18 protein-coding genes are annotated in these 16,276 nt (G+C 42.1%); 2 read left to right on the top strand and 16 right to left on the bottom strand.

The genetic code is table 11. The features are described from left to right. Positions 1 to 307: 307 nt before the first annotated feature. The 12 genes from H6H03_RS29380 to H6H03_RS29325 form a co-directional block, all read right to left on the bottom strand. The gene (locus H6H03_RS29380) at positions 308 to 2,755 is read right to left on the bottom strand and encodes a DUF4350 domain-containing protein (protein WP_190958587.1); all 2,448 of its coding nucleotides are present in this window, start codon (positions 2,753 to 2,755) and stop codon (positions 308 to 310) included. Between the two features lie 353 nt (positions 2,756 to 3,108). After that, on the bottom strand, positions 3,109 to 3,519 hold the full coding sequence (locus tag H6H03_RS29375) for a TRADD-N-associated membrane domain-containing protein (protein WP_242058039.1): 411 nt from the start codon (positions 3,517 to 3,519) through the stop codon (positions 3,109 to 3,111). Further along, entirely contained in the window at positions 3,473 to 4,129 is a 657-nt protein-coding gene (locus H6H03_RS29370; protein WP_190958586.1) for a hypothetical protein, read from the bottom strand. Before H6H03_RS29370 ends, H6H03_RS29375 begins: the two co-directional genes overlap by 47 nt. 1 nt (position 4,130) lies before the next feature. Next, the gene (locus tag H6H03_RS29365; protein ID WP_190958585.1) at positions 4,131 to 4,523 is read right to left on the bottom strand and encodes a PadR family transcriptional regulator; all 393 of its coding nucleotides are present in this window, start codon (positions 4,521 to 4,523) and stop codon (positions 4,131 to 4,133) included. 184 nt (positions 4,524 to 4,707) lie between these two features. Then, positions 4,708 to 6,495, bottom strand: coding sequence for a hypothetical protein (locus H6H03_RS29360; RefSeq protein WP_242058038.1), 1,788 nt, complete (start codon positions 6,493 to 6,495; stop codon positions 4,708 to 4,710). Next, a complete protein-coding gene (locus H6H03_RS29355) occupies positions 6,492 to 7,040 on the bottom strand; it encodes a hypothetical protein (RefSeq protein ID WP_190958584.1) in 549 nt (182 codons plus the stop codon). The genes H6H03_RS29360 and H6H03_RS29355 overlap by 4 nt, the downstream gene beginning before the upstream one ends. Positions 7,041 to 7,066: 26 nt before the next feature. Then, on the bottom strand, positions 7,067 to 7,783 hold the full coding sequence (locus tag H6H03_RS29350; protein ID WP_190958583.1) for a hypothetical protein: 717 nt from the start codon (positions 7,781 to 7,783) through the stop codon (positions 7,067 to 7,069). A 12-nt stretch (positions 7,784 to 7,795) separates the two neighbouring features. Next, positions 7,796 to 8,056, bottom strand: a complete 261-nt coding sequence (locus tag H6H03_RS29345; protein ID WP_190958582.1) for a hypothetical protein — start codon at positions 8,054 to 8,056, stop codon at positions 7,796 to 7,798. Beyond that, complete coding sequence (locus H6H03_RS29340; RefSeq protein WP_190958581.1) at positions 8,057 to 8,305, bottom strand: hypothetical protein; 249 nt, start codon at positions 8,303 to 8,305, stop codon at positions 8,057 to 8,059. Next, a complete protein-coding gene (locus H6H03_RS29335) occupies positions 8,283 to 8,426 on the bottom strand; it encodes a hypothetical protein (protein ID WP_190958580.1) in 144 nt (47 codons plus the stop codon). The genes H6H03_RS29340 and H6H03_RS29335 overlap by 23 nt, the downstream gene beginning before the upstream one ends. Before the next feature lie 74 nt (positions 8,427 to 8,500). Then, a complete protein-coding gene (locus H6H03_RS29330; protein ID WP_190958579.1) occupies positions 8,501 to 9,064 on the bottom strand; it encodes a hypothetical protein in 564 nt (187 codons plus the stop codon). Beyond that, positions 9,061 to 9,435 (bottom strand): hypothetical protein, encoded by a 375-nt coding sequence (locus tag H6H03_RS29325; RefSeq protein WP_190958578.1) that lies wholly within the window; start codon positions 9,433 to 9,435, stop codon positions 9,061 to 9,063. Before H6H03_RS29325 ends, H6H03_RS29330 begins: the two co-directional genes overlap by 4 nt. 312 nt (positions 9,436 to 9,747) lie before the next feature. Between H6H03_RS29325 and H6H03_RS29320 the strand changes: the two genes are divergently transcribed. Further along, complete coding sequence (locus H6H03_RS29320) at positions 9,748 to 9,933, top strand: hypothetical protein (protein ID WP_199339123.1); 186 nt, start codon at positions 9,748 to 9,750, stop codon at positions 9,931 to 9,933. A gap of 554 nt (positions 9,934 to 10,487) precedes the next feature. Then, a complete protein-coding gene (locus H6H03_RS29315) occupies positions 10,488 to 13,766 on the top strand; it encodes a DUF5906 domain-containing protein (RefSeq protein WP_190958576.1) in 3,279 nt (1,092 codons plus the stop codon). Between the two features lie 138 nt (positions 13,767 to 13,904). Here the strand turns inward: H6H03_RS29315 and H6H03_RS40630 are convergent, their stop codons facing one another. The 4 genes from H6H03_RS40630 to H6H03_RS29300 form a co-directional block, all read right to left on the bottom strand. Continuing rightward, entirely contained in the window at positions 13,905 to 14,084 is a 180-nt protein-coding gene (locus H6H03_RS40630; RefSeq protein ID WP_242058037.1) for a hypothetical protein, read from the bottom strand. 28 nt (positions 14,085 to 14,112) lie between these two features. Continuing rightward, positions 14,113 to 14,469, bottom strand: a complete 357-nt coding sequence (locus tag H6H03_RS40625) for a hypothetical protein (protein ID WP_242058036.1) — start codon at positions 14,467 to 14,469, stop codon at positions 14,113 to 14,115. A 332-nt stretch (positions 14,470 to 14,801) separates the two neighbouring features. Then, positions 14,802 to 15,638 carry a hypothetical protein gene (locus tag H6H03_RS29305; RefSeq protein ID WP_190958574.1) on the bottom strand — a complete coding sequence of 279 codons (837 nt, stop codon included), beginning with the start codon at positions 15,636 to 15,638 and terminating at the stop codon, positions 14,802 to 14,804. Beyond that, positions 15,635 to 16,132 carry a hypothetical protein gene (locus H6H03_RS29300; RefSeq protein WP_190958573.1) on the bottom strand — a complete coding sequence of 166 codons (498 nt, stop codon included), beginning with the start codon at positions 16,130 to 16,132 and terminating at the stop codon, positions 15,635 to 15,637. The genes H6H03_RS29305 and H6H03_RS29300 overlap by 4 nt, the downstream gene beginning before the upstream one ends. Positions 16,133 to 16,276: the final 144 nt, after the last annotated feature.

The raw sequence follows: 16,276 nt of genomic DNA, 5'->3' as shown, positions 1-16,276 counted from the left end.
ATATAGTATGTTAATTAAAACTTTTAGCTTTAAGATATACACAATACAATGTTAATTTCTGCGATTTTGAATCAGTAGTTGTTCAATACATCTTGTTATTCGTGCCTGGTATTCTCCGGAATTGTTTATACAGTTTCTACAATCTTGATCGGCTCTATAAACACCGCTCAATGAATCATCAGAAATAGGCCATGGTCTAGACCTTGGGTGTTTGAGTTTTTCTACACATCTCAAGAACTCATTCCTCTTTTGTCCGACAAGTAAGTTTGCTATATCTTGAATTTCGTCTTCAAGCCAACTCATGATCTTACCACTCCAAGTATCTTTTGATTACTAAATTTACTGGACATTCAGGGTGTAAACAATGACGATGGCATTGCAACCGTTGTTGTTCTGCACGAATTTCATTAACATGTTTCCTCAGTAACTTCCAAATGCTTTTTAGGCGTTCGGTTGGTGAAGTAACATTATTATCGTTATGTTCGCTCAACAAATCTTCCTCAATCTTACCAGGAGATAGGAGAAATTCTACCCTTCCACCGTGTTCAATAATACCAAAATCTACTTCTGCTGCCTTAATTACAGCCTGAACTACGCACTTGGAACCGCATTCTGTACCAAAGATGCTTTGAATCTCCTCTAAGTATTCATATCCTTCCTGATATCTTGAAGGATAGAAAGGTTCAAAATGTTTAAAGTATTCACTGTTTTGTTGAAGTAATGTTAAATACTCGTCGTTAAACAAAAAGTTTTTACGCCGATAAACTGTTTGACTGACACTCCCCTTGAGACGACGTAGTATAGTTAACTCCATCCACGTAGCAAATCCTTCATTTAGGATAATACTACTGTGGTGCAGAGTTTCAATTGCTGACTTGTATTCATCCTGAAGAAAAAGTTGCAGGTAGGGAGATTTCAACCCTTCGTGATCCACTTTGCGAAGCAATCCATGCCGATATAAGATTGCTAGTTGCTGTCCTACTTTTGTGTGGTTGTAAAAAAATCCATGACCGTACTTTTCATGTAAAAATAACGCTGCAATATTACCTTCTAGCCATGTTTGACCGTAATGCTCATATCCCTCTATACCCTGGAAATTGTATGCTAGCTGTTCCTCAAAAAATGGATGTTCTTTGATAAGATGGGCTGCTAATTTTGGGTCGTAAGGAATACAACATCCATGTATAGGTGAATAAGTAGGCGCAATCGACTGTAGTAATTTTTCAACTAGAGGTGAAAAACGCTTAGTTTCACTTCTAGCTGCTTGTAGTGCTTCTAGAAGTTGCTCTTGGGTACTGTAGTTATAAAGGCGATTTACTTGTTCTTCGGGAGTAAATAATTGAAAGGGAATTTGTCGTATTACTTCATTATCAAACTCTTGGCGTATTTGAGATACTTGATAATTAATTTCTGCTGCTAAGGGTGTCACTACGTCGCGTTGTATTTTTTCAATTTGGTTTTTTTGAGATGGGTATGCATGAACCAAGCGAGTAATTTTTTGGTTGATATCGTTGATATGGAGAGTAATTAACCAATCACCTGGATCTAAGACTGTTAAATACCATCGTTCTGTTGATATTTGTTCTACTTTAATATGAGTTAGGGGACACTCTAGTTGCATTCTTAGGGGAACAGCTTTCGCATGGTTTTTCCAGCGAGCGATCACCTGAACTTCAAAAGTAACTCCTGTTTCGACAATTTCTTGAGCTTTACCTTGAGGATTGAGAAATACAAGGTCAAATTCTGCATCTGGTAAACACTGGAATTGAGCAACTGGAGCAAAAAACAAAGATGAGATTTTACTAGTTTCGGAATTCTCAAGCTCAGGAATGTCTATAGTTAATCTGAGAGTTTGCTGTCCTATTTGTTGAGGAATAACATTCCATTGCACTTGAGTTTGTCCGTAACCTGGAAGAAAACGAACTGTTTTATATGGTTCTTGAATTAGAGCATTTTTATCTGATTCCAAGACACAAGTTATATTTTCTAACCGTTGCGATTTGGGATTAGCGATAACAATTGAAAATTTGGCACTTTGTCTGTAATTTACCTCTGTAGGAATACGAGAAACGCGACAGTCTAATGAATTTTGATGAGCTAGCCAACAAAGGATATTTGATGCTAGTTTTTGATTATTACCTGTATTAATATATTGATTGCTTAAAATTAAATAATTCCCTAAAACCACAACTCGACCTGATTGATTATTACCAGGAACTTCCACAGTTGCTATCAGAGTTTTACCTGTATAAGGCAGAGTTGCAATTATATCAATTGGGTAAGGAGAATTGGGCAGTGTTTTTACATAAACAGGCTCTTTAATATTTAATTGAGATACTTCAGAACTAATATAGTGTGGTAATAGGTTAAACACTTTTTCTGGAGGATGATTTAATAACTCCTCAAAGCGCATTCCCAAAGTTTCCAACACCGCATTTATACTGTCATCTTTATTTATAACAAGGGATTCTCGGTCACTAGCAATCAGAAGTGAGTTTCCTTGTTTTACAAAATTAACTATTGTTTTTACTTCCTCTGCGCTCAAAGCAGATTTAGGAGCAGCCAGAATTAGCAATTGAAAGTCTTCAAGTACCTGATGAGTCAGTGATTCTTTTTGAAAGAAGATTGCATCATCACCAAATAACTGTTTTACCTGACCGCACAGGATTGTCCATGCTTCTTTTGGAGTATTGTCTTCCTGCAACTGCGAGCAGGACAATTCCCCATGACATTCATCAAATAGAACTTTTATCACTGGAGTTTTAAGTACATCAACGAGCTTTTATTGTATTGTCTTAAGTACCATCTGAAACACTTAGTATAGTAGATTTTTTAAACTTGGCAAGTAGTTTATAAACTGAGACGAAAGGAAGCCTCCAACTATTAATCAATACTCTATCAAGGAAAGGTGTCGCCTTTTTTCGCCAAGAAGTAGACGAACTATTGGGGGAATTCGTCGCCTTTTTGCAGAGGGCGAATCTCTTGGACAGGAATTAAAACCAGACTATGAAACAATTCGCGAGCGCATGATTGCAGTCCGAAGAAAGCTCAATCGCACGTTCAACAAACTGAAAAAGGAATACGTAACCGTTTTGTGAACGGTATGGCTTAACTTTTTTCTTTCCACTCCTTTGGGATCTTATCTAACCTGTCATTAGCATCCTTGGCAAATTTCAGGGAACACACACTCGAAATGGCCCCCGCAGCAGTAGTGATAGAGCCTTCTTTAACAGTACCAAATAACAAAAGTATTGCTCCCCCTACAGTAACTATGCTACACAATAAAGTTGTAAACCAAGCCAAGTTGAAACTTTGACGAGCTTGGCGTAAGCGTTCTGTAGCGATGCTTAATTTGATTTCTGAATAAGGATTATAGGCAGGCTCAGGATTTGAAGATAGAGAAGAGTTTTTCATATCATTATCAATAACATTTGAATTTTGAGGAATAAACTGGTTGTATAAATTCCCTAACCTAATTGGTTGTACGTTGATCACCAACTTGCTTTGTGGTATTACCATCTCGGTAATCTGACCACCGAATCATTAATTTAGCCCAACCCATTTCCAGCAATCGTTGAGTAGTTCGTAGTTGGAAAACTAGTCTCGAACATTCAGAATCAATCCAATCATGTTGTAACTCTTCTAAGTCACTACGCCAGTCTTCCGGAAGTTTTTTTACAATCCATGCAGGTAATTTTGGACGGTGTTTAAATTTTTTAGGCTTACTACAAAAATCCTTGATTGCTTCATTAAATTCTGCATTGGCATTCTGAAAATTTTTCCTCGAAGTCTGCAATATTTTTATTGCATCTTCTAGCTCATGTTGAGCTTGCAAGAGATTATCTCTATCGCCATAGTTGCACTGATTCCCAGATTGAAGCGTAAATTTGATGGCATCATCCATCATCTCAATTTTGCTAATTACTCTGTTTATCTCCTGGTCTTTATGCTCTACAAACTGTTCCATGAATGTTTTAATTCTGTGTCTGCCACAAAACAAAACTATAAACGAGATTACTACTATTAATGTTGGCACTAGCCATAGCAATACTAATACTGGCAACAGCACAATCTGCAATATTATTGGTAGTTTAGGTACAAGTTTTAAAAACTTATTAAAAGATTCCATTTTACACCCCTTCTATTCCTAGTTGACTTACTGGTTGCACGAAACCCAACTGTTCAATAAACATTGGTTTCCATCCAGCAAGATGGGCACGGTATTCCTGAGCTTCTCTAAGCACCCGTTCCCCCAAGCCAGTGATTACGTAATACTTACGCCGCGCACCACCAGATTCAGTATCTGTTTCCTCGCCCCAACGGGGTTTAACCAAACCTTTTTTTTCCATTCGATGGAGAGTAGGGTAGAGGCTACCAAATCCTATCTGGCGCTTGCCAAGGCTAGCTTCATTAATAGCGTTCATAATTTGCAGTCCGTATAGCTCTTTGCCACACAACACTGTGAGCAGGTCTTCTTCAAGCGCTGACAGGGTGATTAATTCATCATTGTTTTTCTTATTCATGAATACTTTGCAAATTAGATGATATTGATTTAATTGATGTATTATACAAATTTGATATAGACATGACAAGTGTATTTTTAAGTACTCTAGTCAGTAACTTGGTACGACAAAAAGCCCTCAGAGAAAACATCTGAGGGCTTTTGGAGGAAATAGGTGTAAAAATCTTACTAAAACAATTGTACTACTAGTTATCACCCATCAACTCTTTGAACTGTGCGTAAGCTTCCTTCCAAGCAGCTGAACCGCCCTTTTTGCACTGCCAGAGCTTCTCAATGATCTCTGTTTGGTTCAGTTCAGTTCGCAGTTGGTTGATCAGTTCCCTGCACTGCTCACGGGTTAGTTTCAATGGTGTGAACCACTTTTCATTTGACGCAGAATCGTTAGGAGGCTGTTGGTTCAGTGGTTCAGTTTGTGGTTCGGATGGTTCAGGGAACTCTAGGCGGCGGTAAAGTTCCTCTAGCGATGGGCGGTCTTGTGGTGTGACTGGGCGATTGCTCACTCCAAAATCCGATATTTTCTCTGCCATAGTCGGCAGATTAACATCAAGCCATTCGTTGGAACTATCAAGTTTTACCTTAGCTTTACCCGTAGATTTAGGCTGTAGTGTAACTGGGTCCACTTCAGCCAAACATTCAACTTGCAGCATTTTAGAAACGAGATTATGTAAGCCTTTAATACCAAATAAACACGTAGTCGTGTTGTTGTGAGCAACCACAGTTAAAGGCATCTCTTGTTTACGGCTTTTAGTTAGTGCCAGCTTGCCGAATTTCTCCAATAATTCCGCATCTTTTATGAAGTCAGCGTAGGTGGTTGCCTCCTCACAAATTAGGGCTAAAGCTTTCCCCTCTGACCACAGTTTTTGTCGCCATTGGTCTTCACTGAGAGATGAATTATTGAAAGTTTTTAGTCGTGATTCTAATTCTTGAACGTAGTCACGGATTTGCTGCTCGATATCTGACCAGGAGTGGTAACTTTCAACCCCTCGCCATTCTGCGCGGTTACTGTCCGGGTCAAGGACAATAATACGGTAGCCTGTCTGTTTTTTCTGTTTAACAACATAACGAGCCAGCCACGATTTACCGCCGCCTTGGTTGCCCCAAATCAGGGCAGTTTGTTTAACTAAGTTTTGCACCCATGCGGTTTTATTGTCCTGTGGTGCGATCGCTCCTGCTTCAGAACCAGTAACCTTATCTGACGGGTCAATCGTCCCCTGTAAAGTCTGGCTACCTTGTAGATAAGGCGTTTTCATCTCACGAAGCTGTTTAATGTACTCTGCTTTCTGTTGCTCGGTCATCCCCGCCGTTTGCGCTTCAAAAATGGCATCAATTGCCTCCATTTGGGTCACTTCAATTTCCATGTGGGCGTAAATCTCAGCTTTTTGGATATCCACAGTGCGATCATTAGCGACTAGATCCAGGTCAGCTTGTAGTTGGACTTCTGCGATCGCAATATCTCGGTAACTCTCTAGTAACTCGGCTCTAGCGGACATCTTTGCTCTTGCTGCGTCCCGTTTTTGGGCAATATCAACAAAAACTGCCCTCTGTTTCTCCTCATGCTGGCAATGGCGCAGCATCCACCCTGCAAGCGCAAACCCCAGGAATCCCCCAAACACCCAAAACGGCTTATATGGGTTAGTCGCTTTCACCAGCCCATTAACCCCCATAGCTGGGTCACGCACTACTTGAGGGGGCATTCCTTCTAGCTTCCACTGCTCCCAGTAATGGGGGGTCATTCTGAAAGGACAGTTATTCTTGTCGTTACATTTCAGTGTTTTATTTGGTGTTGTGACACAGAAGTAAATGCGATCGCTTGACTCCCCTCTCCACGCCATTGCCGCCGAGCTAATACCTACAGTTAAACTCAACCCAATGGCAACGGCTTTAAAATCCATCGGCAACTGTCCAAACCACAACATTAAACCCGATTGTTGTGACTCGGATAACTGTTTATGTTTATCGCTTAAATAATTCATTTACTCTTAGAGCCACCGAATAAAAAAATCATTAATATCGCTATAACTATCGCCACACCAGCACCACTCACCCAACTTGAATAATCCGCAGTTTTGGGCTGATACATCTCTTGAATTGAAGTATTAGCACTCTCCTTAGAACTTCTCGCTTCATTCCATTCACTAATCGGTTCGGAAAGCGCACACAATAAAGCCAGTGATGCACTACAACCAGTCATTAAATTAGTGACGAAATTGTTAAATCCTTCACCTGTTGCAGTCGCAGTAAAATACAAGTGTGCAGTACCCACAGCTAGGAACATTCCAACTGGGTGAATTTGCAGCAGATGAAAGGTAAAAATAACTGCCGAATTTAGACAACTGCCAGCGACAATTTCACAAGCATTACCAGCACGTCTAAATGTTCTGCCTCTGTTATTTTCTGGCAGTGGTGGTAACTGTTCGGGTTGTTTCTGCTGATGTTGTTGTTGTAATTTCTGTGCCAGCCCTTCATAGAGAAAAGGGCTGACGCTATGAGGATCTTCATTTCGTTTCCTTACTAGCATCAGCCAAGTCCTTATTAATTAATTACTTATCTGTCGCCCAATTTGTTCCACAAGTTACCCAACATTGCACCCCATCCCCTGACTGTTCCCGTTGCACTAACACTTGACGATGGTGCTGAACTTTGCGATTGAAATGGTATAACTTCCTGGGGTGTTTGGTTCGGTTCTAATGCTCTAGAGCCATACCGCGCACGGGCTAAAAGTTGTTGGCGTTTTTCTCGCAGACTTGTTGTGATAGCTTGTCTTTCGGCTTGCACAACTTGCCTATTTTCGATGCTGCTAATCTTATTTTCATGCCTCCAAAATTCCGCTTGTAAATCATGGTGTAATTGGGCTGCCACTTCTGCAAGTCCGTGCTTACGTTTTTGGTCAATTCGCAGCAAGTCGGCTCTATCTTGGGCATCTATTTTACTCATCTCCGAATCAAACTCGGAATTTAACTTGCGAATTTTGGCGATAGCACCCGCAACATAAGAACCGTATTGTTTACGAAGTTCGACCCAGGTAACTTGTCCGAGGGTTAACTTCTCCATCGCCTCAAAGACGACCTTGGCGTTGTCCAGAAATGGCTCTAGTCTGTCACTCAACTCTTGGGCATTATTGGCGTAATCTGCGAACTGTTCTAGCTTATTTATATCGGAGAGATAGCCCAGAATATCAGCTTCAAATCCTCCCCAGTTTTGCGCTTTTTCATCAATGTGGGAACTATGACCGATTACGGGATTACGTATTGCAAAATCCATTGCGCTCATCTCCTAATAAGGTATTACGTCATAGTCGATATTGCTGTCTGGTTGGGACAACTTATCCCAGTAACCCATATCTTCAAAGCGATTTAAATCTAAGTTGCTGTGCGCTTGCAGTTCCCAGCCCAATTCAGTTAAAGCTTGTTGGGCATCTGCGACATTGACATCGGGTTGAAAATCAAGAGCTTTGAACTGTGGATGTTGGCGAATTGCTGAAAGTATTTCTTGTCCTTGTGCAATCAATTCTGGTAGTGCTTGAGTCTTCATCATTCACATAAAATACTTTGAAAATCTCAGTCTCGATTCAGAACGTTCGTCGATACAAAGAGGTAAGTATTTAATCTCAACATTTAAAGATTCATTGAGATTTTTAGTTTGCTGCGAACTGGTATATACATAACTACCAATAAATGCAGGAACTACAATACAACCCATCAAAATTAATGGATGTACCTTTAATGCTTGCCACTGATATGCTGCTTCTAGAGAGTCTCTATTAGCGTCGATTTTGATTGACATACATTGCTAAACCTACGACAAATAACCCCACACCGACTGGTGAAATAACTGCTGCTATGCCACCTATTAGAGACAAAGTAGCGACACCAGAATAAAAACAAGTTGCAGTGATTACGTGCATTTTTCTTTCTCTTGAAATACTCAACAACAACGATAAGAAGCGACTGTCTGACAATGCTAATTTATAGGCAATATCTAGATGTTTGCTGCCAGATTCATGATTTCTTCTAATGATTTCTGAACAGTTCGTTGTTTCGGGGTAATGCCCCTTTGGGCTAAAAAATCTTTAGCATCAACTCCTTTGATGGAGTGAGCAGCAGCAGTTAACTCACCCGCTAACTCATCTAAGTAATCTTCTAAACCGTTTCTGATTGTGTTGGAATGGATATGAACGAAATTATTAACAACTGATTGACCACTGATAAATGCCAGGGTGGAAGTAATTTTATCAATGGTTAAGGTGTAGTTTCCGGCAAACTCACTCAGAGCATTTAATGCTCCATTAATGATTTTTTGTTGTTCGGGAACTGGCAGAGTATTGTTAGTTGATGGCGCAATCGCAGCTACTTGTCCATTATTTTCTTGTTCGGCTTTCTGTTTGAGGATTTGAACTAATGTTTCAAACTCAGCAAAACTGATTTCTTTGAGGCTGTCAAAATCATCTGGGTGCGATTCTTGCAGAGACAATCTAATAATTTCCTCTGGCATTTCTAGCAGTTCACAAACTTCTTTGATAGAAACCATATCTTTCGTTTTCATGCTGCATTACCTCTAGTTACTTGATGAAATTGGCTTTGAAATTTTGCTGGACTAAAATCTTCGGGATGCTTTTTGATATAGTTCTTTACCCGTTCAGCCGATTTGAGATTTTGCATCACACGACCAACACGACTTAGCACCCAGCTTTGGTAGGGTGACAATGGGCAAGAACGGTCTGTACTGCCATCTGCTTTGACTGGGTAGGCTTGGCGATAGCTTTCTATGCGGTACAGTGCGATGCTGTCCCAACTGACTAAAGTTGAACGAGCAACGTTAAGAATTCTTGCGAGTTCAGATTTCGTAACATAACTTGAGCAAAACAAGCCAGGGGAGTCTAAATCAAGTCCCCGTGCGGAATTTGACGCTTTCATAGAGCATCTGTTAATTAATGGGCAAATAGTGATTAATAGCCAGTGGTAAGTACTGGCAGTTGTCAGACAGATATCTGGTAATCACCGTTGCATTGTCACGTCCACACGCTAAAAGGTTTGCAACATGGGCTTTTCTTTGGTTCGTGGACAGGAATCGGTTGACGGTGCTTGCTGTTTTTCTGTCTTGTTTGTTATGTTAAAGCATAAGTTGCTACTTAGCAACTTAATAACTTACATAAATAGCAACTCAATCGTTCTGTAACCCTTATGCTTCAATGGAGAGAGAAGTTGCGAAATTTATATTTAGCTACTATGCCCGCTAAAAAAGATGACCCCGATTATGTAGCACTTCGGGGTCACATCCCAAAGGAGTTATTCAGAAAATTCAAATTGTTTTGCCTTGAGCGTGAAATTGATAACAGTCAAGGCTTAGAAGATTTATTGAAAGAGTATTTTGACTGGAAAGACTCTCAACAAAAACAGGATGGGGCAGCGTAGAGCGAGCGATCCAACCAAAGTGGAGTGACACGATGAATGAATGACAAAGAAAAACACTATGGCTACAAAACAACGACTAGACCGTGTTGAAGATGACCTAGCAGTAGTAAGACATAGGAGGTGATTAAAGTGAAGCGCCAAAAAAAGACAAGTCAAAATAGCCCCTCTGTTCAAAGAGCGGCTACCGACTGATATGATAATTTTTACAACTGAGAAGCGGGTTAGCTAATCTCCTGCAACTTCTATCAGTGGGGCCTGAGAAACCTAAAAACTGATTTAGTTACGGGGGGGTTGCTTTCTAATGAATGGAACGCGGGTTTTGTACCCGTAAATCTATATTACAAGATTGTTGACCAAATCTTGTTACTTTCTGCTGGAAAAATTCCCGTAAAATGTGACAGATTTTTTGCACATCTTTGATTTCACCAAATGCGGATAAGACATTTAACAAATTGGTGAGATCAAAAGAATAAGCAGCAGTCCTGAAATATATCCAGCATTTATGGCACAGAACCCGCTCCAATGCCCACCCATACCAGGAATTGGAGTTAACAATGACACTTATAGGGTTACTACCAAACAACAACATCAAGACTTTTGACATTCGGAACTTTACAGAAAAACTGACTCCAACCAAGGAGAAAAATCGTTATATCTGCCCCGTGTGTAGCGGCAACAACCTGACTATCGACCCGGAAACGGGCGAGTATCAATGCTGGAATCAATGTGAGTGCCGGGATATTAGGGAAGCGGTTTCTCCCTGGGAGGAGGTTCGGGGGAGCAGGGGAGCTTTTGGGCAGAGGGGCAGAGGGGGAGGGGAGCAGAGGAGCAGAGGGGTAACTTTCCCCCAGGTGCGCCCGTTACCTAAAAAAGAGCCAGTCCCAGTCCCAGCAGATGCGACATTAGCAAGACTGGATACTCCAGTTACAGACTGCCCCCAACCTCAACAACCCTCACTCATCCCCAAACGAGTGAAAAGGCAGGTGGCAACAGCCAAAGCTAACTTAGCCAACGTTGTCGAAACCGTCTACAAATATTCTCCTCACCAACAGGTATCTCGCTTTGATTGGCCAGACAGCAGCAAAACCAAAGGCAGCGATAAAACCTTTGTACAGTGCCACATTGCTGCTGACGGCTCATGGCAATGGACTAAAGGCGATGATGACTGGAGTGCATACCGACTCGACGAAGCTCTAGCCGCCGCGAAAAACACCCCAGGCACAGCCGCAATACTATGGCAAGAAGGCGAAAAATGCGTAGAAATCGCCAGAACCCACCAAATTGCTAGCTCCACCTTCCAAGGCAGTAATTGGAGTGAAGCAGAAATCAAACGCATCCTCACCCAAATTAAAACAGAATTGCTCATAGCAGTCATGGTGTTCTTGTATGACCCAGACACCACAGGCATGAAGAAAGCCCAAACTTTTCAGAAATGCTGCATCGATGTGGGCTTGCCCTGCGTCCTAATTAACCCCAAACAAATTTACGACAATTTACCCCATGAAGCCAGCGACATCGAACAAATTCTGGCGCAAATGTCAGTCCCTGATTTTATCCGCAAACTAGAAGAGGAAATTCACGCCGCCGTGGACGGACAAGCGGAATTTGACCAACGAGTCCAAGAAGCCAATGATTTTCTCGCCGACATCCCCGACGACTTCCAGCCCTTAAGCGAAATCACCCAAAAAGCATTTGAAATGCTCTACGGCGATAAACCTTGGATTTGTGCCTTAGACAAACTCTACTGTTGGGATAACACCTACTACGAACACAGCCCCGATGTCGTCGAGTTAAGACGGATTGCTAACTTTTGCAACAATTACCCCGTACTCCAAGGCAGTCAAATTCGTTTCCCCTATGCCAACCCCGCAGCTGTCGAAAAGATTTTACGCTGGGTGAAAATCCGCGTCGGTGTCAGACCCGATGCACTCAACCCACCGGGGATCAATTGTGTTAACGGTGTTTTACAAATTATCTGGGAGAATAAAATCCCCAGTTGGCAACTAATTGAGCATACCCCAGACCTTTACTACACCTACAAACCCATCGCCCTTTATGACCCCAATGCTGATACTACTTATTGCGATCTCCTCTTGTCTTGCCTCGACCCTGCCCAAGCAGAAATCTTCTTGCGAACCATAGCCGCCTCCCTTGACCTCCCCACCGTGCGAAAACACAAAGGCCGCTTAATCAAGGGCTTGCTGTGTCGGGGCGATGGCAACAACGGTAAAGACACCCTGCGGGAAGTTGTCAGCCTGATGTATGGCAAGCGCGGCATCACCGGCTGCACCTTGACTGACTTTGCTGCCTACGACGAGGGGCGAAAATTCTCCTTGGCGAAGTTAGTCCATAGCCGCGTCAACTGGGCCACCGAAAATACCAACACCAACCGCTTAGACAAAATTCAAAGTTTGAAAGCCTTCATCACTGGCGAACCCCTGGATGCCGAACGTAAGGGCGTAGATAGTGAAGAATTTACCCCCAACGCCATCGCCTTATTTAACGTCAACGACACCCCCAACCTGCAAGGGACTCTAGAAGCAATCATCAGCCGCTATGCTGTGCTTTCCTTTAACAAAACCTTTGTCGTCAACGCCGACCCCACTAAAGGCGAAATTGAAGCCGACCCCCGGTTTAAATACGACCCCATCTTTGTGCAAACAATGGTTGTCCCCGCATTTTTAAACCGCGTCCTGCAAGCTTTGGTAGACCTAATGCGGGATGGCATTGACTACAACCCCACAGAAGCTGCCTTAGCTGCCATTCAAACCGAAAATTGTCACCTGTTCCAGTTCTGTCAAGATGTGGGCTTAGACTACAACCCCAACAGCATCTTAACTGCTAACGAAATTTGGACAGTTTTAGAACAGTGGTATCAGGATAACGGCACACTGGACTATGAAGAAACCAGTAACGGCAAGTTTAAAGCCGTTTGGGTAGACCAAGCCAAACCCAGCGATAAAAATATCAAAGCCCCGAATCAAATTATCCCTCGCTTTTTACAGCTATTCCCCAAAGCTAAAAAACTCACCATACCCCACCCCAGTGGCAAGAAAACAGTTTTGGCAATCCAAGGCATTGGCTTTAACTCTAGTTCACCACCAGATGAGTCAAGTTCATTGTCAATAAGCTCATCTCCCACCGCAATAAGCACCGCTAGCACCCCAATTCCACCCCAATTCCCACCCCAAAAAACCACGCAAAATCAAGACCTCCACCCCACCCACCCCAATTTCCTTTCTGCCATTGAAGAAAAAATAAATCATCATCATCAATGTCAATTCCAAAATGAACATCCCCAACCACAAGAAACAGCACCAACAATAGCCCAAACCTTGATGAATCAAGAACAACAACCCACCACTCCATTACCAAAGTCACTACCAGAGCCATTACCAGAACCATTACCACCCAATCCCAAAGAGAATCACAATAGTGAAACCAATCCAGCCCAATTGGGGTGGGTGGGGTGCGATGCCCAGAAATCAAGCATTCTTGGGGTGGCAACTGGGGTGGTAACTGGGGTGGCAGACACCCTTATTGCGGTGCAAACTCCCCTTGTTGAGAATGAAATTGCCACAGATGACACTAACTCATCTCTTACCCAAACAGAACCAACACCCAGTATTAATAAAGGAACAAGAGTCAGAATTCGTCCTCATACATTAGGAACGGTACGTGATGGTAAAGAAGGTGTAGTTATCCGCGTTAAAACTGAGAATCATGGCGGTAGTATAATCACCAAATTTATTGTTTGGCTTGACGATACAACTCTTGACCCCAGCTTGCGGCAAGTAGAATGTTTTTCAAGTTGGCTTGAGGTATTGCAGTAGTGTATAACCTCTCGTTAATACACTGAAAACTCAACTATTATTCTCAGTGCTATCGGCTAAGATAGCCTAGCTCTGCTATGGATAAACTTGAAGATTTAACCCATCGAGAATCATTAAAAATCATCAGCTAAATCCCATTTACCTGCGCCGATTAGGGTCAGTACCAAGACGGCGTTCAACTCGTTGTAACTTGGTATTAGTCCAACCAGTATGCTCTAAAATCTGTTGGAGATAACTGTAAAAACCGTCAGAGATTTTCACCGGAATAAAAATATTGACTAGAAAGAAAATCGACAAAGTAAATAAAGCCGTAAACATTCCAATCGTGCCATATTTACTGATAGGTTCAGCGCGATAAACCTCTTTTTCTATCGTGATAGGTTTCGGAGTCGGAGTATTCTTCAACTCCTGAATGGTCGTAGTCAACCTGTTCGTGTGACTCACTAGGTCGCTCCAATTCGACTTGAGCGCGGCGACTTCGCTCCTCAGCCCTTTGAACTCTAAGTTCTCGATTGTGGGCGACGATGCGGGAGTATTCTGCAATTGCGTCATGAAGAGAGTTAATTGCTGCATCAAATCGGCGTTGTTCTGCTCGAACTCGTGCGAGGAGAGATTCTGAGTCTTCAACTGTTCCGTCAACATCTCGATAGTCACCATAGCCTTGCTGAGAAGTTGATTCTGAATCAGATTCGTTTGCGCCCATGCTTGTAACTCCGCCCTATCGCGTTCCCGTTCAGTTTTTTGTGACTGCTTAAAACTGTCAAACTCTTTATATAATCTGCCCAGTGCCGTCTTCACCTCACCCAGTTCACTGGCATCTACAGAACTACCAATTGAGTCACTCTGATGACTAGAAAAGCCATTGCCGTTGCCATTATTCATAAGTCACACACCAAAATTAATACTTGAGATTAGGTGTAATGTATGGCGTAGAGGATGGACTAAAAACTCCGACCCTAAACCCCAGACTCTAACCCTCTCCTCAGTCCAAAATCATCAATGATTGCAGCCATGCCCCTCTGAGCATAAGCATGATTACTCACTAGCTTTCTTTTGAACCCGACGAGAAGTAGAAGCAGTTACTTTAGTCTGACTTGACTGAGTAGAAGCCTGAGTTTTCCGAGAAGTATTTGACTCAACTGCTGGTTGATTGTTCTCAGATTTTTGTAAACCCAAATAAACCCCAGCCTTCTCCAACTCCGGTTTAGCCTGATCTAAAAACCCACTTACCAGCAGATAATCACCAAAAGGAAAACCATTCTCCTCAGTCGCCGCCGAATAAGGCAGACCTTTTTCCGTCAACGTGTCAAAAGTCGAGTAATCTAGCTCAGGCATTTCAATTTCTATACCTTTAAATTCAGCTATAGCAGCCGAAGTTTTGCTATTCTCCCAGCGCAGAAAACCCGAACCCTTATCCCAACAGAGATTTTTCACCACCACATAATCAGCCTGAGAGCCACAGAATTCCGCCATAATTTTTAAACTAGTAATCACCGAATAACCAAGATTTAATACAGTCACCAGCGTTACCCGATAACCCAAATCACCAGCAATCTTGAATAGCCCAAACTTACTGATAATCTCCCGCGTTTTATTGCTAGATGCCCCCGGCATATCTACGACTATTGAGTCTGGTGATTCCGCTTTAATTTCCGTAAAAAAGCGTTTCGCCTCAGCCACCTCCAGGAAATTTAACAGCCTGACACCATTACCAAAATTTTGATAATACTCATACAACTCAGGATTCTCTGTATCAGCATCATAAGCGAGATAATTAATCCCCTTCGAGTGCATTACATCCAATAGCAAGCGAGTAAAAGCAGTCTTACCCGTACCGCCCTTCCCGCCCAAAATCATGACAATGCGTTTCATAAATCACTCCTGTCAGTGACATTAAACTGTCCATGAGTCTTAGCTGCTGCTCTTTTTCCTTTAGTGGTTTTATTTGTAGAATCAGAAGATTGTTCACTCGGCTCTGACAATGAATTAGATGAGCCATCTGAATCAACTGCTGAGATACCATCACCATTTGTAGCCTCATCATCAGTTGATTCAGATGCTAATTCAGAAATTGATTGCTCAGATGAACCAAGAGAATTATCACCAGATATATCAGTATCAGTTGCCAAAGCTTTCTTGTGAAAACTCTTAATACCACTAGCAGCTAGTTCAACACCATGCTCTTTGAATACCTCAGCCACATCCGAATAATCGTAACCAGCAGACAACATATCCTGAATAGGTTTAGCCAAACTCTTGACCAACTCCTCAAGACTGATAGTTTTAGGAGTGGCCGCTTTTTGTTTAAGGCTGGCTTGAATGTCGTCTAGTTTAGATAAAAGGACGGCTTTAGGTTTGCGAGGCATAGTCAGCAGTAGTAGTAACAAATTATTCAATTGTAAAGAAAAATAGTACAAAAGAACTTTAAGATTCTTGTGTAGATGTGACGAATAGAAACAAAAAACAGCTACACATCTGCCCTTTTAGATTAGGCTAAAAAATATCAAAAA

Origin of the sequence: Nostoc paludosum FACHB-159, from assembly GCF_014698835.1 — a bacterium.
In the GTDB taxonomy this organism is placed as follows: Bacteria; Cyanobacteriota; Cyanobacteriia; order Cyanobacteriales; family Nostocaceae; genus Nostoc; species Nostoc paludosum.
Note: the sequence above shows the minus strand (reverse complement) of the source record. Positions and strands in the feature narration are given on the sequence as shown.